Raw genomic sequence first — 20613 nt, 5'->3', positions numbered from 1 at the left:
ACAAAAGCTTTTGTTCTGTGTCAAGGCGGCAAATCTGTGAATCCCCGGGAGCTTACATCAAGTAAGTGACCGGGGTGAACAGATGCAGCCAACACAGACACAGTGCGAAAGATGAAGTGTAAAAAGGCTGAGACCGTTAATTCGGGATCCGCGGAACCTGATCGGGTTAAGACCTGCGAAGGGAACAAGAGTAATCCATTCACAACGGCCACCCTCACGGGCGGTTTGCTGCCATTACTCCATCCGTCGTCTGACAAGCCATCTCATAATTATGGAATGAGCTATGTCTGCAAAAACTGTTACACGCCGTGAACAACGCGCCCAGGCGCAACACTTCATTGATACGCTGGAAGGCACCGCTTTCCCCAATTCGCAACGCATTTACATCACCGGCTCGCAGCCAGATATCCGCGTGCCCATGCGTGAAATCCAGCTCAGCCCGACGCTTATCGGCGGCACCAAAGCGCAACCACAGTATGAAGAAAACGAGGCCGTGCCGGTATATGACACCTCCGGCCCGTATGGCGATCCGACAGTCACAATTGATGTTCAACAGGGGCTGGCAAAACTGCGCGCATCGTGGATAACCTCTCGTAACGACACTGAAACGCTCGATGAACGCAGCTCCGCGTACACCAAAGAGCGGCTGGCCGATGACGGTCTCGATGGGTTACGTTTTAGCGGTTTGCTGACGCCGCAACGCGCCAAAGCAGGTTGCTGCGTGACCCAGTTGCACTATGCCCGCCAGGGGATTGTGACACCGGAAATGGAATTTATCGCTATCCGTGAAAACATGGGCCGCGAGCGCATCCGCAGCGAAGTGCTGCGCAGGCAGCATCCGGGTGAAGGTTTTGGCGCTCACCTGCCGGAAAATATCACGCCGGAATTTGTCCGCGATGAAGTGGCAGCCGGTCGCGCCATTATTCCTGCCAATATTAACCACCCGGAGTCGGAGCCGATGATTATCGGTCGCAACTTCCTGGTTAAAGTGAACGCCAACATCGGCAACTCAGCGGTGACCTCTTCCATCGAAGAAGAGGTGGAAAAACTGGTATGGTCAACCCGCTGGGGCGCGGACACGGTAATGGATCTCTCCACCGGACGTTATATCCATGAAACCCGCGAATGGATCCTGCGTAACAGTCCGGTGCCGATCGGCACCGTACCGATCTATCAGGCGCTGGAGAAGGTCAACGGGATCGCCGAAGATTTAAACTGGCAGGCGTTCCGCGACACACTACTGGAGCAAGCAGAACAAGGGGTGGATTATTTCACCATTCATGCGGGTGTGCTGCTGCGTTACGTGCCGATGACCGCCCGTCGTCTGACCGGCATTGTTTCGCGCGGTGGCTCGATTATGGCGAAATGGTGCCTTTCCCATCATCAGGAGAACTTCCTCTACACCCACTTCCGCGAAATTTGCGAAATATGCGCCGCTTATGACGTTGCATTGTCGCTGGGGGACGGTCTGCGTCCAGGCTCCATTCAGGACGCCAACGACGAAGCGCAATTCGCAGAGTTGCACACATTGGGGGAGCTGACCAAAATCGCCTGGGAGTATGACGTTCAGGTGATGATTGAAGGCCCGGGACATGTGCCGATGCAGATGATCCGCCGCAATATGACCGAAGAACTGGAACACTGCCACGAAGCGCCGTTCTACACACTTGGCCCACTCACTACGGATATCGCGCCAGGTTACGATCACTTCACCTCCGGCATTGGCGCAGCGATGATTGGCTGGTTTGGCTGCGCGATGCTTTGTTATGTCACGCCGAAAGAGCACCTTGGTCTGCCGAACAAAGAGGATGTGAAACAGGGGCTTATCACCTATAAGATCGCCGCCCATGCGGCTGACCTCGCCAAAGGACATCCCGGCGCACAGATCCGCGATAACGCTATGTCGAAAGCGCGCTTTGAGTTCCGCTGGGAAGACCAGTTTAATCTGGCGCTCGACCCCTTCACTGCCCGTGCGTATCACGATGAAACTTTGCCGCAGGAATCCGGCAAAGTCGCCCACTTCTGCTCAATGTGCGGGCCAAAATTCTGCTCGATGAAAATCTCCCAGGAAGTGAGAGATTATGCCGCTTCCCAGGCTATTGAAGTCGGCATGGCAGACAAGGCGAACGACTTCCGCGCCCGCGGCAGCGAGATCTACCTGAAACGGGAGGAAGCCTGATGTACCAGCCTGATTTCCCGCCGGTTCCTTTCTGTCTGGGGCTTTATCCGGTAGTCGACAGCGTCGAGTGGCTGGCCCGACTGCTGGATGCCGGAGTACGCACCCTGCAATTACGCATCAAAGATAAACGTGATGACGAGGTCGAAGAGGATGTCATTGCCGCCATTGCGCTTGGCCGTCGCTACCATGCGCGGCTGTTTATCAATGACTATTGGCGTCTGGTGATCAAACACCAGGCCTACGGCGTTCATCTCGGTCAGGAAGATCTGAAAACCACGGATCTCAGCGCGATTCGCGCGGCAGGTTTGCGTCTTGGCGTTTCGACCCATGACGATATGGAGATCGACGTGGCACTGGCAGCGCGTCCGTCTTATATCGCACTGGGCCATGTTTTCCCCACTCAAACCAAACAGATGCCTTCCGCACCGCAGGGGCTGGAACAATTGGCGCGACATATTGCACGGCTGGCCGATTACCCTACCGTAGCAATAGGCGGTATCAGTCTGGCGCGCGCACCCGAGGTACTGGCGACGGGCGTTGGCAGCATCGCAGTAGTCAGCGCAATCACCCAGGCCGCTGACTGGCGGCTGGCCACCAGACAGTTACTGGCGCTTGCGGGGGTGGGTAATGAATGATCGCGATTTTATGCGCTACAGCCGTCAGATCCTGCTGGAAGATATCGCTGTTGTCGGCCAGCAAAAGCTGCTCGCCAGCCGGGTGTTGATTGTTGGTCTCGGTGGTCTTGGCGCACCCGCTGCGGTTTACCTTGCTGGCGCGGGAATCGGCTCGCTGGCACTGGCCGATGATGACGCGGTACACCTGAGTAACCTGCAACGGCAGATCCTATTCACCACAGACGATATCAACCAACCGAAAGCAGGCGTCACCGCGCAACGCTTACACCAGCTTAACCCGGATATCGAACTGATTCCCCTTCAGCAGAGGCTCAGCGGTGAAGCGTTACAACAGCAGGTCGCGCAGGCCGATGTAGTACTCGATTGCAGCGACAATATGACCACTCGCCAGGCGATTAATGCCGCCTGCGTGGCGCAGGAAACACCGTTGATCAGCGCCAGTGCGGTTGGCTTTGGCGGACAGATGATGGTGCTGATGCCCCCCTGGCAACAGGGCTGTTATCGCTGCCTGTGGCCCGATGAAAACGAACCAGAACGCAACTGCCGTACGGCGGGCATTATTGGCCCGGTGGTCGGCATCATGGGTGCCATGCAGGCGCTGGAGGCCATCAAATTATTAAGCGGCATCAGCACCACCAGCGGCGAGTTACGGCTATTTGATGCCCGTACCAATCTCTGGCGCACGCTGGCATTGCATCGCGCACAGGGGTGCCCGGTATGCGGAGGGCGGCATGCAAATACGCTTCAATGATGAGCAAATGCAGTGTACGTCCGGGATTTCCGTTGCTGCGCTATTGCAGCAAATCAATCAGCTAAAACCCGGTGCCGCGCTGGCGGTGAATCAACAGATCCTGCCGCGCGAGCGCTGGGACTATCATCTTGTGCAGGACGGCGATGAGATCCTGCTTTTTCAGGTTATCGCAGGGGGTTGAGATGTTACGTATTGCAGATAAAACGTTTACCTCACGGCTGTTTACCGGCACCGGTAAATTTGCCTCACCGCAACTGATGATCGACGCAATCCGCGCCTCCGGCAGCGAATTGGTCACGCTGGCCATGAAACGCGTGGATCTACGTAAACAAAGCGATGGCATCCTGCAACCGCTGCGTGATGCAGGCGTCACGCTACTGCCGAACACATCCGGGGCAAAGAATGCTGAGGATGCCATTTTTGCCGCACAGCTGGCGCGTGAAGCATTGGGAACTCACTGGTTAAAGCTGGAAATACACCCGGATGCCCGCTGGCTGTTGCCAGATCCGATCGAAACCCTGCGCGCGGCAGAAAAGCTGGTGCAGCAGGGTTTTGTGGTGCTGCCCTACTGCGGTGCCGATCCGGTGCTGTGTAAACGACTGGAAGAGGTCGGCTGCGCGGCGGTTATGCCGCTGGGTGCGCCGATTGGTTCAAACCAGGGATTGGAAACCCGCGCCATGCTGGAGATTATCATTGAGCAGGCAAATGTCCCGGTGGTGGTTGACGCCGGTATTGGTACGCCCAGCCATGCTACACAAGCGCTGGAGATAGGTGCAGATGCCGTGCTGGTGAATACCGCTATTGCCGTCGCCGACGATCCGGTCACCATGGCGCGCGCTTTTCGTCTGGCAGTAGAAGCCGGCGCGCTGGCGCGTCAGGCCGTACCGGGTGCGCGCCAACGTTTTGCGGCGGCCACCAGCCCGCTGACCGGTTTTCTGGAGGCCACCTTATGAGCACCTTTAGCGATTACTGGCGGCAACTCGACTGGGACGATATTGGTCTGCGTATCCACAGTAAAACCGCAGCCGATGTTGAACGAGCGCTGAACGCAAGGCAACCGACGCGCGACGATATGATGGCGCTGCTCTCCCCGGCTGCCAGCGGTTTTCTTGAAGCCATGGCGCAGCGTGCGCAACGGCTAACCCGACAGCGGTTTGGTAACACAGTCAGCTTTTATGTTCCGCTGTATTTGTCGAACCTCTGTGCCAATGACTGCACCTACTGCGGCTTTTCGATGAGTAACCATCTGAAACGCAAGACGCTGGATGAACATGAGATTGCTCGCGAATGTGCAGCCTTGCGCGATCTGGGCTTTGAACATCTTCTGCTGGTAACCGGCGAGCATCAGGGCAAAGTGGGAATGGACTATTTTCGTCGCCATTTACCCGACATTCGCCGCCAGTTCGCCTCATTGCAGATGGAAGTACAACCGCTCTCAGTAGAAGAGTATGCCGAGCTGAAAACCCTTGGGCTGGATGGCGTAATGGTCTACCAGGAGACTTATCACGAAGCCCAGTATGGCCGGCACCACCTGCGGGGCAAGAAGCAGGATTTTTTCTGGCGCCTGGAAACGCCAGACAGACTTGGCCGCGCCGGGATCGACAAAATCGGCCTCGGTGCGCTGATGGGGCTTTCTGACAGCTGGCGCGTGGATTGTTATATGGTGGCGGAACACCTGCTATGGTTGCAGCAGCACTACTGGCAAAGCCGCTTTTCCGTCTCTTTCCCACGCCTGCGCCCGTGTGCTGGCGGCATTGAACCCGCATCACTGATGGATGAGCATCAACTGGTACAAACCATTTGCGCTTTCCGTCTTCTGGCACCGGATGTAGAACTGTCACTCTCGACGCGCGAATCGCCGAGCTTCCGCGATCATGTGATCCCACTGGCCATCAACAATGTCAGCGCGTTCTCTAAAACACAGCCTGGAGGTTATGCCGATGACCATCCGGAACTGGAGCAGTTTTCCCCGCACGACGGACGCCGCCCGCAAGAAGTTGCCGACGCATTAGTTGCAAGCGGATTGCAACCCGTATGGAAAGACTGGGATAGCTGGCTGGGACGTTCGCCGCAAAAAAACAGCAATACGCTGATAACAGGTTAAAACCTTACGGCGCGCCGCATAAAATCAGGATCGGACTGTCGCACACCGTCATCCGATCCTGCATAGTGTCTGTGTCAGCTTCACTGTCTGACCGGAGCGATCGCTTTACTCTCCCCTCATATCGCTCCGTTTTCCCTCTGACGGAATAAAAAACCATGCATATTGATATGCATTACCCATCGCGGCTATAGAGAACGATATTTAGCCCTGACGACACCTGCTGGGGATATAATTTGTCACACGACGGGCGGATAACATTCCGTACGGCTGCCAGCTTCTTTCTTCGAGTCCCCTATACTTTATTTGCCACTTTTGTGGCTAATGCTCAAGGATATGAAAATTCATAGCCGACAACTCTCTTTCACTGCACCCATTCTGGTGAGCTTTACCGGCATCTTCGCGGTATTTGTGATAATCGCTACGGCGTAGAAGAGTTTGCAGTGATTTTTTCTGAGACGTATATCGAAAATTCAAAAAGTTACCTCGGAGAGTGGCGAAGCAACGTAGCAAATCGTGTCTGGTGTGAAGGCAGTCTGGTTGTTACCTTCAGCACCTGGCCTGGCGCGTGGCATATGGAGTCGCTGGAGCAGCTCGTCACCGACGTCGATGAAGCGTTGTATCAAGCCAAACAGCAGGGTAATAACCGAATTCTACTGGCGAATGCTAATTAATGAGCGCACCGCTGCACCAGTTGTAACCGGTTTCAGGTAAACCCGGGTTTCTTTGTGATGCTATACACACAATCACGGTAAAGCGGTTGTTGATCTCAACTGCGCTGGATAATTATCAACTATCCCATCAACACGAGGCTGACTATGAAAAACATCGTTTTATGTTGTGCTGCAGGTATGTCCACCAGCATGCTGGTGCAGCGGATGAAAGATGCAGCACAGAAAAAAGGACTCGAAGTTTCTATCAAAGCGGTTCCCGTTGCGGAATTTAAGGATGAGATTGCAACGGCGGATATCGTGTTGCTGGGACCACAAGTGAAATACGAGCAGGCAAAACTGCAGGCGCAGGCGGAACCTTTAGGGAAAAAAGTAGCAGTTATCGACATGATGGATTACGGCATGATGAAAGGCGATGTCGTGCTTGAAAAAGCCCTTAAGCTTCTGGAGTGAGTACATGGAAGATTTAGAAACCATCATTATGGAACTGCTGGTTAACGCGGGCGCAGCGCGCAGTCAGGCGTTAACTGCGCTGCAACAGGCACGTAAAGGCGATTTTGATGCGGCGGAACAAGCGATGGAAGAGTCGCGGGAGTTTGTTAAAGCCGCGCATAAAATTCAGACTCAGTTGATCGGTCTGGATGAAGGGGCAGGTAAACTGCCGGTCAATCTGATTACCGTCCATTCGCAGGATCATCTGATGAACGCGATGGTGATTCAGGATCTGGCAGGTGACATGATTGAGCTGTATCGTCGTCTGCCACTGAGTAATTGACGGAACAAACGCCGCAAACAACGCCTGTGTCGCAGACATAAAAAAACCCGCCGAAGCGGGTTTTTTATTAGGCGTAACGATTACTCGTTATCAGAACCACCCAGACCTGCGTTCAACAGTTCTGCCAGGCTCGCAGTTGCATCTTCCGCGGTGACCTGTGGTACTGCCGGCAATTCGCCAGCAGCACGACGGCGCATACGATCCTGGTGGTACGCATAACCGGTACCGGCCGGGATCAAACGACCCACGATGACGTTTTCTTTCAGACCGCGCAGTTCGTCGCGTTTGCCCGCAACGGCTGCTTCGGTAAGCACACGAGTCGTCTCCTGGAACGATGCTGCGGAGATGAAGGACTCGGTTGCCAGAGACGCTTTGGTGATACCCAGCAGATCGCGTGCATAAGTTGCACTGATTTTGCCGTTCGCTTCCAGATCGCGGTTGGCGATCTTAACGCGAGAGTATTCAACCTGCTCACCTTCCAGGAAGTCGGAGCTTCCTGCATTAACGATGGTGGCTTTACGCAGCATCTGACGAACGATAACTTCGATGTGCTTATCGTTGATCTTAACGCCCTGAAGACGATAAACGTCCTGCACTTCGTTCACGATATAACGGGTTACCGCATGAACACCACGCAGACGCAGAATGTCATGCGGCGCTTCCGGACCGTCGGAAACCACGTCACCACGTTCTACGCGTTCACCTTCAAACACGTTGAGCTGACGCCATTTCGGTATCATCTCTTCGTACGGATCGCTACCGTCAACCGGAGTGATTACCAGACGACGTTTGCCTTTGGTTTCTTTACCGAAGGAAATGATACCGCTGATTTCAGCCAGAATTGCCGGTTCTTTCGGACGACGTGCTTCGAACAGATCCGCAACGCGCGGCAGACCACCGGTGATGTCCTTGGTACCGCCGGATTCCTGAGGAATACGCGCCAGGGTGTCACCAGAGCTGATCTGTACGCCATCTTCCAACTGTACAATCGCTTTACCTGGCAGGAAGTACTGCGCAGGCATATCGGTACCCGGGATCAGAACATCATTACCCTGAGCATCAACGATTTTCAGCGCTGGGCGTAGATCTTTACCACCAGCAGTACGTTCAGCGGAATCCAGAATCACCAGAGAAGACAGACCGGTCAGCTCGTCGGTCTGACGAGTGATGGTCTGGCCGTCGATCATGTCAGTGAAGCGGATGAAACCACTTACTTCGGTGATAACCGGCATGGTGTGTGGATCCCAGTTTGCAACGGTTTCGCCGCCAGTAACCTGCTCGCCATCACCTTTCGCCATAACCGCACCGTAAGGCACTTTATAGCTCTCTTTGGTACGACCGAATTCGTCGATCAACTTCAGCTCGGTGTTACGAGAGGTCACAACCAGCTTGCCTGCGGAGTTAACAACAGACTTCGCGTTGCTTAGCTTGATGCTACCTTTGTTTTTCACCTGGATGCTGGATTCAGCAGCCGCACGAGATGCCGCACCACCGATGTGGAACGTACGCATCGTCAGCTGTGTACCTGGCTCACCGATGGACTGTGCCGCGATAACGCCGATTGCTTCACCTTTGTTGATGATGTGGCCACGCGCCAGGTCACGACCATAGCAGTGCGCACATACACCGAAGTCGGTGTCACAAGATACAACGGAACGTACTTTCACTGAGTCAACAGAGTTCGCTTCCAGCAGGTCACACCACTGTTCGTGCAGCAGCGTGTTGCGTGGAACCAGAATGTCCGCAGTACCCGGCTTCAGAATGTCTTCCGCAGTTACACGACCCAGTACGCGATCGCGCAGTGGTTCTTTAACATCACCACCCTCGATAACCGGAGTCATAGTGATACCTTCGAGGGTGCCACAATCGTCTTCGGTCACAACCAGATCCTGCGCAACGTCAACCAGACGACGCGTCAGATAACCGGAGTTCGCTGTTTTCAGTGCGGTATCCGCCAGACCTTTACGTGCACCGTGCGTGGAGATGAAGTACTGGAGTACGTTCAGACCTTCACGGAAGTTCGCAGTGATCGGCGTTTCGATGATAGAGCCATCTGGCTTCGCCATCAGACCACGCATACCAGCAAGCTGACGAATCTGGGCTGCAGAACCACGCGCACCGGAGTCGGCCATCATGTAGATGCTGTTGAAGGAAACTTGCTGTTCTTCGACGCCGTCACGGTTAATAACGGTTTCAGTTTGCAGGTTGTCCATCATCGCTTTGGATACACGATCGTTCGCCGCTGCCCAGATATCAATAACTTTGTTGTAGCGTTCGCCAGCGGTTACCAGACCAGACTGGAACTGCTCCTGGATTTCAGCAACTTCTGCTTCCGCTTCAGAGATGATCTCGTGTTTCTTCTCTGGGATGACCATGTCATCAATACCAACAGATGCACCTGAACGCGCTGCATAAGCAAAGCCGGTGTACATTGTTTGGTCAGCGAAGATAACGGTCGGCTTCAGGCCCAAAATGCGGTAACAGGTGTTCAGCATTTTGGAGATCGCTTTCTTGCCCAGCGCCTGGTTAACGATGGAGAAAGGCAGACCTTTCGGTACGATCATCCACAGAATGGCACGGCCAACGGTCGTGTCTTTAATGCTGGTAATCGCCACGAACTCGCCGTTTTCATCTTTTTCATATTCAGTGATACGCACTTTAACGCGCGCATGCAGAGAGGCCAGGCCAGCGCGGTAAATACGCTCAGCTTCTTTCGGGCCAGTCAGCACCATGCCTTCGCCTTTGGCGTTAACACAGTCACGGGTCATGTAGTACAGACCCAATACAACGTCCTGAGAAGGAACGATGATAGGTTCACCGTTCGCTGGAGACAGGATGTTGTTAGTAGACATCATCAGCGCACGCGCTTCGAGCTGGGCTTCCAGCGTCAGCGGTACGTGAACAGCCATCTGGTCACCATCGAAGTCGGCGTTATATGCCGCACAAACCAGCGGGTGCAGCTGGATAGCTTTACCTTCGATCAGCACGGGCTCAAATGCCTGGATACCCAGACGGTGCAGGGTTGGTGCACGGTTCAGCAGTACCGGGTGTTCGCGGATAACTTCGTCCAGGATATCCCAAACGACAGCTTCTTCACGCTCAACCATTTTCTTCGCGGCTTTGATGGTCGTGGCAAGGCCACGCAGTTCCAGCTTGCCGTAGATGAACGGTTTGAACAGCTCCAGTGCCATTTTCTTCGGCAGGCCGCACTGATGCAGACGCAGGTATGGACCTACGGTGATTACAGAACGACCAGAGTAGTCAACACGTTTACCGAGCAGGTTCTGACGGAAACGACCCTGTTTACCTTTGATCATATCGGCCAAAGATTTCAGCGGACGTTTGTTGGAACCGGTGATCGCACGACCGCGACGGCCGTTATCCAGCAGGGCGTCAACCGCTTCCTGCAGCATACGTTTTTCGTTGCGTACGATGATGTCCGGCGCCGCCAGGTCCAGCAGACGTTTCAGACGGTTGTTACGGTTGATCACGCGACGGTACAGATCGTTCAGATCCGACGTAGCGAAACGACCACCATCCAGCGGAACCAGCGGACGCAGATCCGGTGGCAGCACTGGCAGAACGGTCAGAATCATCCATTCCGGTTTGTTACCAGACTGTACGAAGGCTTCCAGCAGTTTGATACGCTTGGTCAGTTTCTTACGTTTGGTTTCGGAGTTAGTTTCGTTCAGCTCTTCGCGCAGCTGTTCGCACTCTTGCTCCAGATCCATGCTTTTCAGCAGGGCCTGGATAGCTTCGGCACCCATTTTTGCGTCGAATTCGTCACCGAACTCTTCCAGCGCGTCCAGATACTGTTCTTCGGTCAGGATCTGATTACGTTCCAGATTAGTCATACCGCCTTCGATAACCACATAGGATTCGAAGTACAGAACACGTTCGATATCGCGCAGCGGCATATCCAGCAGCAGGCCGATACGGGACGGCAGGGATTTCAGGAACCAGATGTGCGCGGTCGGAGACGCCAGCTCGATGTGGCCCATACGCTCACGGCGCACTTTCGTCTGGGTCACTTCAACGCCGCACTTCTCACAGATCACACCACGGTGTTTCAGGCGCTTGTACTTACCGCACAGGCACTCGTAGTCTTTTACCGGCCCAAAGATACGGGCGCAGAAAAGACCGTCACGCTCAGGTTTGAACGTACGGTAGTTAATGGTTTCCGGCTTTTTCACTTCACCGAAAGACCAGGAACGGATCATGTCTGGCGAAGCCAGAGCAATCTTGATCGCATCAAACTCTTCGGTTTTAGTTTGCGCTTTCAGAAACTTTAATAAGTCTTTCACGGATTGGCTCCCGTCGGAGTTAGCACATTCCGCTGCCGGGTATTACCCCGACAGCGGTGACCTGTTTGAGCGAGAATTACTCGTCTTCCAGTTCGATGTTGATACCCAGAGAACGGATCTCTTTCAACAACACGTTGAAGGACTCCGGCATACCTGGTTCCATCTGATGGTTGCCGTCCACGATGTTTTTATACATCTTGGTACGACCATTTACGTCATCAGACTTAACGGTAAGCATTTCTTGCAGGGTGTAAGCGGCACCATATGCTTCCAGTGCCCATACTTCCATCTCACCGAAGCGCTGACCACCGAACTGTGCCTTACCACCCAGCGGCTGCTGAGTAACCAGGCTGTAAGAACCGGTGGAACGCGCATGCATCTTGTCATCAACCAGGTGGTTCAGTTTCAGCATGTACATATAGCCGACGGTAACCTGGCGCTCGAATTGCTCACCGGTACGACCGTCGAACAGGGTGATCTGACCGGAAGTCGGCAGGCCACCCAGCTGTAACAGTTCCTTGATTTCGGACTCTTTCGCACCGTCAAATACCGGCGTTGCGATCGGCATGCCTTTGCGCAGGTTTTCAGCCAGACGCAGAACTTCTTCATCACTGAAGGTATTCAGGTCAACTTTCTGACGAACGTCAGCGCCCAGATCGTATGCACGCTGGATGAATTCGCGCAGTTTCGCGACTTCCTGCTGCTGTTTCAGCATGGCGTTAATCTTGTCGCCAATACCTTTTGCAGCCATCCCCAGGTGGGTTTCGAGGATCTGACCGATGTTCATACGAGACGGTACGCCCAGCGGGTTCAGTACGATGTCTACCGGTGTGCCGTTTTCATCGTAAGGCATATCTTCGATCGGGTTGATCTTAGAAATAACCCCTTTGTTACCGTGACGACCTGCCATCTTATCACCAGGCTGGATCTGACGTTTAACAGCCAGATAGACCTTAACAATCTTCAGCACGCCAGGTGCCAGATCGTCGCCTTGAGTGATTTTACGGCGTTTCGCTTCGAGTTTTTTCTCGAACTCGTGCTTCAGTTCGTCGTACTGCTCAGCCAGTTGCTCCAGCTGATTTTGTTTCGCTTCGTCGGTCAGGCCAAGTTCCAGCCAGCGGTCACGCGGCAGTTTGTCGAGCTTCTCAGCTTCAACACCGCCGGAAACCAGCACGGTATGAATACGGCTAAACAGGCCAGCTTCGAGGATCTGCAGTTCTTCAGACAGATCTTTCTTCGCCTGCTTCAGCTGCATCTCTTCGATTTCCAGCGCTCGTTTGTCTTTTTCCACACCATCGCGGGTAAAGACCTGAACGTCGATAACAGTACCGGAAACACCGTTCGGCACGCGCAAGGAAGAGTCTTTAACATCAGACGCTTTCTCACCGAAGATCGCGCGCAGCAGTTTCTCTTCTGGCGTCAGTTGAGTTTCGCCTTTCGGCGTCACTTTACCAACCAGAATGTCGCCGCCGGTCACTTCCGCACCGATATAAACGATACCGGATTCATCCAGTTTAGAGAGCGCAGCTTCACCCACGTTCGGGATGTCAGCGGTGATCTCTTCCGGCCCCAGCTTGGTGTCACGAGACACGCACTGGAGTTCCTGAATGTGGATCGTTGTAAAACGATCTTCCTGAACAACGCGTTCGGAGACGAGGATGGAGTCTTCGAAGTTGTAACCGTTCCACGGCATGAACGCTACGCGCATGTTCTGGCCGAGTGCCAGTTCACCAAGGTCGGTGGACGGGCCGTCTGCCAGCACGTCGCCGCGCTCAATAGGCTCACCCAGATAAACACACGGCATCTGGTTGATGCAGGTGTTCTGGTTAGAACGGGTATATTTGGTCAGGTTATAGATGTCGATACCTGCTTCGCCAGGGTACATCTCGTCTTCGTTAACTTTGATAACGATACGGGAAGCATCCACGTACTGAACGGTACCGCCACGTTTCGCCACTGCGGTTACACCGGAGTCAACGGCAACAGCACGTTCCATACCGGTACCAACCAGCGGCTTATCAGCACGCAGAGTCGGAACCGCCTGACGTTGCATGTTCGCACCCATCAATGCACGGTTGGCGTCATCGTGTTCCAGGAACGGGATCAGGGACGCACCGACGGAAACTACCTGCTGGGTGGAAACGTCCATATAGTCAACCTGGTCTGCACTGAAGAGGCTGGATTCGCCTTTGCTGCGGCAGGTCACCAGATCGTCTACAAAACGACCTTCTTCCGTCAGGTTGGTGTTCGCCTGAGCGATGACATAGTTACCTTCTTCAATTGCGGAAAGGTAATGTATCTCGTCAGTTACCACGCCGTCAGTGACTTTACGGTACGGCGTTTCGAGGAAGCCGTATTCGTTAGTCTGTGCATACACGGACAGGGAGTTGATCAGACCGATGTTCGGACCTTCAGGCGTTTCGATAGGACATACGCGACCGTAATGGGTCGGGTGAACGTCTCGAACTTCGAAGCCCGCACGCTCACGGGTCAGACCGCCTGGGCCGAGTGCAGAGATACGACGTTTATGCGTAATCTCAGACAGCGGGTTGTTCTGGTCCATAAACTGCGACAGCTGGCTGGAACCGAAGAACTCTTTCACCGCTGCGGAGATCGGCTTGGCGTTGATCATATCCTGAGGCATCAGGGTATCCAGATCGCCCAGAGACAGACGCTCTTTCACCGCACGTTCGACACGCACCAGACCAACGCGGAACTGGTTTTCCGCCATTTCGCCAACAGAGCGGATACGACGGTTGCCGAGGTGGTCGATATCATCCACTTCACCAATACCGTTACGGATACCGATGAGCTTTTTCATCACTTCGATGATGTCTTCTTTGCTCAGGATACCGGAACCTTCGATGGTGTCGCGCAGCAGAGAACGGTTGAACTTCATGCGACCAACCGCAGACAGATCGTAGCGGTCTTCAGAGAAGAACAGGTTCTCGAACAGGCTTTCAGCCGCTTCACGAGTCGGCGGTTCACCCGGGCGCATCATACGGTAGATCTCTACCAGCGCACTCAGTCGATCGTTGGTCGGGTCAACGCGCACAGTCTCAGAGATGTACGGACCGTGGTCCAGATCATTGGTGAACAGCGTTTCGATACGTTTGTGGCCCGCCTGGCTCAGCTTCGCCAGCAGATCAAGCGACAGTTCCATATTCGCCGGGCAGATCAGTTCGCCAGTGGATTCGTCGATATAGTCTTTAGACGCCACTTTACCCGCGATGTACTCAACCGGAACTTCGATATGTTGAATCTCGTCTTTTTCCAACTGACGGATATGGCGCGCGGTAATACGGCGGCCTTTCTCAACATACATTTTGCCGTTCGCTTCAATGTCGAAGGACGCTGTTTCGCCGCGCAGACGTTCCGGCACCAGTTCCATTTGCAACTTGTTGTCGCGAATCTCAAAGACCACTTTTTCAAAGAACAGGTCAAGGATCTGCTCAGTGGTGTAGCTCAGTGCGCGCAGGATAATGGTAGCTGGCAGCTTACGGCGACGGTCAATACGAACGAACAGGTTATCTTTCGGATCGAATTCAAAATCCAGCCAGGACCCACGGTAAGGAATGATACGTGCGTTATAAAGCACCTTACCAGATGAGTGAGTTTTACCCTTATCGCTGTCAAAGAAGACGCCCGGGCTACGGTGGAGCTGAGAAACGATAACACGCTCAGTACCGTTGATAACAAAGGTGCCGTTGTCGGTCATGAGCGGAATTTCGCCCATGTAAACTTCTTGTTCTTTAATGTCTTTGACAGTGCCTTCCGGCGCTTCACGCTCGTAGATCACCAAACGTAGTTTCACGCGCAGTGGCGCGGAATATGTTACGCCACGAATCTGGCACTCTTTAACGTCAAAAACAGGTTCGCCAAGACGGTAGCTGACGTATTGCAGTTCCGAATGGCCGCTGTAGCTCTTAATCGGGAACACGGAGCGGAATGCAGCTTCCAGACCGTATTGCCCCTCAGGATCTTGCTCGATAAACTTCTGGAACGAGTCAAGCTGGATAGAAAGGAGATATGGAATATCCAGAACTTGTGGACGTTTACCAAAATCCTTACGAATACGTTTTTTCTCGGTATAGGAGTAAACCATAGGGTTCCTCAGCTCGCTGACAAGTCGACCCACTCTGCCCGTCGAAAGGACAGTTTATGCAACACTATTTTTTTGACCGGAAAGTGGAGCACTTCCCGCAATGCTTGTTGCTATCACGCTTAAATCATTTCATTGCGATTTACACAGAAGCGAGCTCCTGTCGCAGTATATTAAGTCGTCGATAGAAACAAGCATTGTAAAGGCTACTGGTAGTCAAACAGTGTGAAACGCTACCGGTACCTTCTACAGCGCAAAAAGGCTGGTGACCAAAAAGTCACCAGCCATCAGCCTGATTACTCAGGCTGCAACCGGAAGGGTTGGCTTATTTAACTTCAACTTCAGCGCCAGCTTCTTCCAGAGATTTTTTCAGAGCTTCAGCGTCATCTTTGCTCACGCCTTCTTTCAGAGCGGCCGGAGCAGATTCTACCAGGTCTTTAGCTTCTTTCAGACCCAGGCCAGTTGCGCCACGTACTGCTTTGATAACAGCAACTTTGTTAGCGCCAACGGCTTTCAGAACAACGTCGAATTCAGTTTTCTCTTCAGCAGCTTCAGCAGCCGGGCCAGCAGCAACAGCTACAGCAGCAGCAGCAGAAACACCGAATTTTTCTTCCATTGCAGAAATCAGTTCTACAACGTCCATTACGGACATAGCGGCAACTGCTTCAATGATTTGATCTTTAGTGATAGACATTTAAATTGTTCCTGAATATCAGAATAAGTTTATACGTAAGCAAATGCTTTATAAAGAAAACTGCGATTAAGCAGCTTCTTTCGCATCGCGTACAGCAGCCAGAGTACGAACCAGTTTGCCAGCAGAGGCTTCTTTCATGGTTGCCATCAGGCGTGCAATTGCTTCTTCGTAGGTCGGCAGAGTTGCCAGGCGATCGATCTGGGACGCCGGGATCAACTCACCTTCAAAGGCAGCGGCTTTGACCTCAAATTTTGCATTCGCTTTCGCGAACTCTTTGAACAGACGAGCAGCAGCGCCCGGGTGTTCCATAGAGTATGCAATCAGGGTCGGACCAACAAACGCGTCTTTCAGGCACTCAAAAGAGGTACCTTCAACAGCACGGCGCAACAGGGTGTTACGAACAACACGCATGTAAACGCCAGCTTCGCGACCTGCTTTACGCAGTTCGGTCATTTTATCTACGGTCACGCCACGGGAATCCGCAACAACCGCAGACAGCGCGCCTTTGGCTACTTCGCTGACTTCAGCAACAATCGCTTGTTTGTCTTGAAGATTTAAAGCCATTAGCTTTGCTCCTGGATGTTTGCCAGGGCTCATGCCCTGGAACTCACTTCACTCTTCTCAAAGAAAAGAGCGTCTTAATACGGTGAGCAGAAACAAGCCAAAGAGTACTTTAAAAATAATCTTTAGGTTCTGTCACCGTCTACGCAGGGAATTAAGCTTCTTACGAAACACCTGCGGTCTTCGACGGAGGCCTGGATAGGCCAGGCTCCAACGAACAAATCTTTTCTTGCTAGCTTACGCTAACAAATCGTGGGGGTAAGATTGTAGACAAATTCACCACCCACGTAAAGGCGAATCTTAGCTCGCTACTGCGCTCAGACCTGCCTGGTCTACCGCAACACCAGCACCCATGGTGGTGGAGATGCTAATTTTCTTGATGTACACGCCTTTCGCCTGAGTCGGTTTTGCTTTTTTCAGCGCAACCAGCAGAGCTTCCAGGTTTTCCTTCAGTTTATCAGCGTCAAAGTTCACTTTACCGATGGTGGTATGGATGATGCCGTTTTTGTCGTTACGGTAACGAATCTGGCCAGCTTTAGCGTTTTTAACTGCTTCAGCGACGTTCGGAGTTACAGTACCAACTTTCGGGTTCGGCATCAGGCCACGCGGCCCCAGAACCTGGCCCAACTGGCCAACAACGCGCATTGCATCCGGAGAAGCAATAACAACGTCAAAGTTCATTTCGCCTTTTTTGATCTGGTCAGCCAGATCTTCCATACCTACCAGCTCTGCGCCAGCCGCTTTAGCAGCCTCAGCGTTCGGGCCCTGGGTAAATACGGCAACGCGAACTGAACGGCCAGTACCGTGCGGCAGTACAGTTGCACCACGAACGTTCTGGTCAGATTTACGCGCATCAATACCGAGGTTAACGGCAACGTCAACGCTTTCTACGAATTTAGCAGTGGCCAGCTCTTTCAGCAGAGCAATGGCTTCGTTGATGTCGTACTGTTTGGTTGCATCAACTTTGTCACGGATCACGCGCATGCGCTTGGTCAGTTTAGCCATTTCTTAATCCTCCACTACCAGGCCCATGGAACGCGCAGTACCTTCGATTGAGCGAGTCATCGCTTCAATGTCAGCACCGGTCATGTCCGCGGCTTTAGTCTGAGCAATTTCCTGCAGCTGAGCGCGGGAGATTGTGCCCACTTTGTCTTTGTTCGGCTTGCCGGAACCAGACTTGATACCAGCCGCTTTCTTCAGCAGAACTGCTGCCGGAGGCGTTTTGGTAACGAAAGTGAAGGAACGGTCAGCGTAAACGGTAATAACTACCGGAATTGGCAGACCTTTTTCCAGGGATTCTGTTTTGGCGTTGAACGCTTTACAGAATTCCATGATGTTAACACCCTGCTGACCCAGAGCCGGACCGACTGGCGGGCTCGGGTTTGCCATGCCAGCTGCAACTTGCAGCTTGACGTAGGCCTGGACTTTCTTAGCCATTGAAATTTCCTCGTTTGGGTATAGCGCCCCGAAAGGCTTCCCGTGTTAAATATGTTTTACGCGCATATCGCCCGTAAAAACAAAAGGCGCGAAATTGTATGTCAATTTCGCGCCTTGCGCAACGTTTTACCGCCGAAAAATTAAGCTTTTTCTACCTGGCTGAAATCCAGCTCAACCGGGGTCGCACGACCAAAGATAGAAACGGAAACTTTCAGACGGGACTTCTCGTAGTCCACTTCCTCAACCACGCCGTTAAAGTCAGCGAACGGACCGTCACTAACACGGACCATTTCGCCCGGTTCAAACAACGTTTTCGGACGCGGCTTATCACCCACCTGCTGAAGGCGATTCATAATCGCATCAACTTCTTTATCGCTAATCGGCGCGGGACGATCGGACGTACCACCGATGAAGCCCATAACGCGCGGAACGCTGCGTACCAGGTGCCAGCTGGCATCATTCATCACCATCTGGACAAGCACGTAGCCCGGGAAGAATTTACGTTCACTTTTGCGACGTTGGCCGCCACGGATTTCAACCACTTCTTCGGTTGGAACCATAACTTCGCCAAACAACTCTTCCATGTTGTGTAATTTGATATGCTCACGCAGCGATGTTGCTACGCGGCCTTCAAAACCGGAAAACGCCTGAACGACGTACCAGCGCTTTTTAGGAGCTTCAGACATCTCAGAACCTCAGGCCAGTGATAAAGGAAACCAGGCGAACCAGAATACCATCCAGTCCCCACAGGATCAGTGACATGACTGCGGTTACCGCAGCCACGATCAATGTGGTGTGCAACGTTTCCTGACGAGTAGGCCAAATCACTTTACGGACTTCGGTTCTCGCTTCACGGGCAAATGCAACAGTCGCTTTACCCTTCGTCGTCAACAGCGCGACACCACCTGCTGCAGCAATTAAAATAACAACTGCCAGCGCGCGGAGTGGCAGCATCATGTCACGATAAAGATAGTTGCCAACGATAGCCACGAGCAGCAGTACTGCAACAACAACCCACTTCATCGCTTCCAGGCCGCGCCCGCTCCCTTGAGCTTCGGTATTCGCACTCATAAACCAACCTGTCACAAGAATTCAGACAAACATTTTTGCCCCGCATAAGCGAGGCAACCAAACCGAAATGCTCTGGCGAGATTCGGACTAACGCCCTCAACAGAGCCTGTCTCAGCAATGATTATGACAAAAAAAATCACTGATGAGCCAGGTTCTGGTTCGAAAGCGTACAAAAAGGGCATCAAATGATGCCCTCTTCTTGCGCATTGCGTCAAATGTTATCAGCGATTAGCTGAGAACTTTTGCTACAACGCCCGCGCCAACGGTACGGCCGCCTTCACGGATTGCGAAACGCAGACCATCGTCCATCGCAATCGGGTGAATCAGGGTAACAACCATTTTGATGTTGTCGCCCGGCATTACCATCTCTACGCCTTCCGGCAGTTCGATGGTGCCTGTCACGTCAGTTGTACGGAAGTAGAACTGCGGACGGTAGCCTTTGAAGAACGGAGTGTGACGGCCGCCTTCGTCTTTGGACAGGATATAAACTTCAGATTCGAATTTGGTGTGCGGCTTGATAGAACCCGGCTTAGCCAGTACCTGACCACGTTCGATTTCTTCACGTTTGATACCACGCAGCAGAACACCGACGTTCTCACCCGCACGGCCTTCGTCCAGCAGTTTGCGGAACATTTCAACACCAGTACAGGTGGATTTCGCGGTATCTTTGATACCAACGATTTCAACTTCTTCACCCACTTTGATGATACCGCGCTCTACACGACCGGTAACAACGGTACCACGACCGGAGATGGAGAATACGTCTTCGATCGGCAGCAGGAACGGCTTGTCAATCGCACGTTCCGGTTCCGGAATGTAGGTATCCAGGAAGCCAGCCAGTTCAATGATTTTCGCTTCCCACTCTGCTTCGCCTTCCAGCGCTTTCAGAGCAGAACCACGAACGATCGGCGTGTCGTCGCCCGGGAAATCGTACTGAGACAGCAGTTCACGAACTTCCATCTCAACCAGTTCCAGCAGCTCTTCGTCATCAACCATGTCACATTTGTTCAGGAACACGATGATGTACGGAACGCCTACCTGACGACCCAGCAGGATGTGCTCACGGGTCTGCGGCATCGGGCCGTCAGTCGCAGCAACAACCAGGATCGCGCCATCCATCTGCGCAGCACCGGTGATCATGTTTTTAACATAGTCGGCGTGCCCCGGGCAGTCTACGTGCGCGTAGTGGCGACTCGGGGTGTCATATTCAACGTGAGATGTGTTGATGGTGATACCACGAGCTTTTTCTTCCGGCGCGTTATCGATCTGGTCGAATGCGCGAGCAGAACCACCGTAGGTTTTTGCCAGAACGGTAGTGATTGCAGCAGTCAG

The 20613-nt window shown here is 53.2% G+C and carries 18 protein-coding genes; 9 read left to right on the top strand and 9 right to left on the bottom strand.

All coding sequences use genetic code 11. The annotated features are described in order from the left end of the window. Window positions 1-283 precede the first annotated feature (283 nt). The 9 genes from thiC to BM427_RS24600 all read left to right on the top strand — a co-directional run bounded on the left by thiC (window position 284) and on the right by BM427_RS24600 (window position 7112). A complete protein-coding gene (thiC, locus tag BM427_RS24640; protein WP_090127146.1) occupies window positions 284-2179 on the top strand; it encodes a phosphomethylpyrimidine synthase ThiC in 1896 nt (631 codons plus the stop codon). After that, the gene (gene thiE, locus BM427_RS24635; protein WP_090127144.1) at window positions 2179-2814 is read left to right on the top strand and encodes a thiamine phosphate synthase; all 636 of its coding nucleotides are present in this window, start codon (window positions 2179-2181) and stop codon (window positions 2812-2814) included. The genes thiC and thiE overlap by 1 nt, the downstream gene beginning before the upstream one ends. After that, window positions 2807-3565 (top strand): HesA/MoeB/ThiF family protein, encoded by a 759-nt coding sequence (locus BM427_RS24630; RefSeq protein ID WP_090127142.1) that lies wholly within the window; start codon window positions 2807-2809, stop codon window positions 3563-3565. The genes thiE and BM427_RS24630 overlap by 8 nt, the downstream gene beginning before the upstream one ends. Beyond that, on the top strand, window positions 3546-3746 hold the full coding sequence (gene thiS, locus BM427_RS24625) for a sulfur carrier protein ThiS (RefSeq protein WP_090127140.1): 201 nt from the start codon (window positions 3546-3548) through the stop codon (window positions 3744-3746). The genes BM427_RS24630 and thiS overlap by 20 nt, the downstream gene beginning before the upstream one ends. A gap of 1 nt (window position 3747) precedes the next feature. After that, window positions 3748-4518: a thiazole synthase gene (thiG, locus tag BM427_RS24620; protein WP_090127138.1), complete on the top strand. Its 771-nt coding sequence runs from the start codon at window positions 3748-3750 to the stop codon at window positions 4516-4518. Continuing rightward, window positions 4515-5669: a 2-iminoacetate synthase ThiH gene (gene thiH / locus BM427_RS24615; RefSeq protein ID WP_090127136.1), complete on the top strand. Its 1155-nt coding sequence runs from the start codon at window positions 4515-4517 to the stop codon at window positions 5667-5669. Before thiG ends, thiH begins: the two co-directional genes overlap by 4 nt. 404 nt (window positions 5670-6073) lie before the next feature. Continuing rightward, entirely contained in the window at window positions 6074-6340 is a 267-nt protein-coding gene (locus BM427_RS24610) for a diguanylate cyclase domain-containing protein (RefSeq protein WP_090127134.1), read from the top strand. 144 nt (window positions 6341-6484) lie between these two features. Further along, entirely contained in the window at window positions 6485-6790 is a 306-nt protein-coding gene (locus BM427_RS24605) for a PTS sugar transporter subunit IIB (RefSeq protein WP_090127132.1), read from the top strand. Between the two features lie 4 nt (window positions 6791-6794). After that, complete coding sequence (locus BM427_RS24600) at window positions 6795-7112, top strand: PTS lactose/cellobiose transporter subunit IIA (RefSeq protein WP_090127130.1); 318 nt, start codon at window positions 6795-6797, stop codon at window positions 7110-7112. Between the two features lie 80 nt (window positions 7113-7192). On the opposite strand, the gene rpoC is transcribed toward BM427_RS24600, so the two are convergent. From rpoC to tuf, 9 genes are all read right to left on the bottom strand, one after another. After that, window positions 7193-11416, bottom strand: a complete 4224-nt coding sequence (gene rpoC / locus BM427_RS24595; protein WP_090127128.1) for a DNA-directed RNA polymerase subunit beta' — start codon at window positions 11414-11416, stop codon at window positions 7193-7195. Window positions 11417-11492: 76 nt separating this feature from the next. Beyond that, the gene (gene rpoB, locus BM427_RS24590) at window positions 11493-15521 is read right to left on the bottom strand and encodes a DNA-directed RNA polymerase subunit beta (protein WP_090127126.1); all 4029 of its coding nucleotides are present in this window, start codon (window positions 15519-15521) and stop codon (window positions 11493-11495) included. Between the two features lie 322 nt (window positions 15522-15843). Further along, complete coding sequence (gene rplL, locus BM427_RS24585; protein ID WP_090127124.1) at window positions 15844-16212, bottom strand: 50S ribosomal protein L7/L12; 369 nt, start codon at window positions 16210-16212, stop codon at window positions 15844-15846. A 66-nt stretch (window positions 16213-16278) separates the two neighbouring features. Continuing rightward, window positions 16279-16776 (bottom strand): 50S ribosomal protein L10, encoded by a 498-nt coding sequence (gene rplJ / locus BM427_RS24580; RefSeq protein WP_035890288.1) that lies wholly within the window; start codon window positions 16774-16776, stop codon window positions 16279-16281. A gap of 297 nt (window positions 16777-17073) precedes the next feature. Beyond that, complete coding sequence (rplA, locus tag BM427_RS24570; protein ID WP_090127122.1) at window positions 17074-17778, bottom strand: 50S ribosomal protein L1; 705 nt, start codon at window positions 17776-17778, stop codon at window positions 17074-17076. A gap of 3 nt (window positions 17779-17781) precedes the next feature. Continuing rightward, window positions 17782-18210, bottom strand: a complete 429-nt coding sequence (rplK, locus tag BM427_RS24565; RefSeq protein WP_090127120.1) for a 50S ribosomal protein L11 — start codon at window positions 18208-18210, stop codon at window positions 17782-17784. A 140-nt stretch (window positions 18211-18350) separates the two neighbouring features. Then, window positions 18351-18896, bottom strand: coding sequence for a transcription termination/antitermination protein NusG (nusG, locus tag BM427_RS24560; RefSeq protein ID WP_006816549.1), 546 nt, complete (start codon window positions 18894-18896; stop codon window positions 18351-18353). A 1-nt stretch (window position 18897) separates the two neighbouring features. Then, window positions 18898-19281 (bottom strand): preprotein translocase subunit SecE, encoded by a 384-nt coding sequence (secE, locus tag BM427_RS24555; protein ID WP_003033128.1) that lies wholly within the window; start codon window positions 19279-19281, stop codon window positions 18898-18900. Between the two features lie 228 nt (window positions 19282-19509). Continuing rightward, window positions 19510-20613, bottom strand: a 1104-nt coding sequence (gene tuf / locus BM427_RS24545; protein ID WP_090127209.1) for an elongation factor Tu, incomplete at its 5' end; no start/stop codon positions are given.

The sequence above is a fragment of the Kosakonia arachidis genome (assembly GCF_900116535.1).
Lineage (GTDB): Bacteria > Pseudomonadota > Gammaproteobacteria > Enterobacterales > Enterobacteriaceae > Kosakonia > Kosakonia arachidis.
This window is presented reverse-complemented; position numbering and strand designations above follow the sequence as displayed.

What these genes read in the sequence shown, in the direction of transcription:
- thiC (WP_090127146.1), top strand. Translation starts at nt 284, where the DNA reads ATGTCTGCAAAAACTGTTACACGCCGTGAACAACGCGCCCAGGCGCAA.
- thiE (WP_090127144.1), top strand. Translation starts at nt 2,179, where the DNA reads ATGTACCAGCCTGATTTCCCGCCGGTTCCTTTCTGTCTGGGGCTTTAT.
- BM427_RS24630 (WP_090127142.1), top strand. Translation starts at nt 2,807, where the DNA reads ATGAATGATCGCGATTTTATGCGCTACAGCCGTCAGATCCTGCTGGAA.
- thiS (WP_090127140.1), top strand. Translation starts at nt 3,546, where the DNA reads ATGCAAATACGCTTCAATGATGAGCAAATGCAGTGTACGTCCGGGATT.
- thiG (WP_090127138.1), top strand. Translation starts at nt 3,748, where the DNA reads ATGTTACGTATTGCAGATAAAACGTTTACCTCACGGCTGTTTACCGGC.
- thiH (WP_090127136.1), top strand. Translation starts at nt 4,515, where the DNA reads ATGAGCACCTTTAGCGATTACTGGCGGCAACTCGACTGGGACGATATT.
- BM427_RS24605 (WP_090127132.1), top strand. Translation starts at nt 6,485, where the DNA reads ATGAAAAACATCGTTTTATGTTGTGCTGCAGGTATGTCCACCAGCATG.
- BM427_RS24600 (WP_090127130.1), top strand. Translation starts at nt 6,795, where the DNA reads ATGGAAGATTTAGAAACCATCATTATGGAACTGCTGGTTAACGCGGGC.
- rpoB (WP_090127126.1), bottom strand. Translation starts at nt 15,521, where the DNA reads ATGGTTTACTCCTATACCGAGAAAAAACGTATTCGTAAGGATTTTGGT.
- rplL (WP_090127124.1), bottom strand. Translation starts at nt 16,212, where the DNA reads ATGTCTATCACTAAAGATCAAATCATTGAAGCAGTTGCCGCTATGTCC.
- rplJ (WP_035890288.1), bottom strand. Translation starts at nt 16,776, where the DNA reads ATGGCTTTAAATCTTCAAGACAAACAAGCGATTGTTGCTGAAGTCAGC.
- rplA (WP_090127122.1), bottom strand. Translation starts at nt 17,778, where the DNA reads ATGGCTAAACTGACCAAGCGCATGCGCGTGATCCGTGACAAAGTTGAT.
- rplK (WP_090127120.1), bottom strand. Translation starts at nt 18,210, where the DNA reads ATGGCTAAGAAAGTCCAGGCCTACGTCAAGCTGCAAGTTGCAGCTGGC.
- nusG (WP_006816549.1), bottom strand. Translation starts at nt 18,896, where the DNA reads ATGTCTGAAGCTCCTAAAAAGCGCTGGTACGTCGTTCAGGCGTTTTCC.
- secE (WP_003033128.1), bottom strand. Translation starts at nt 19,281, where the DNA reads ATGAGTGCGAATACCGAAGCTCAAGGGAGCGGGCGCGGCCTGGAAGCG.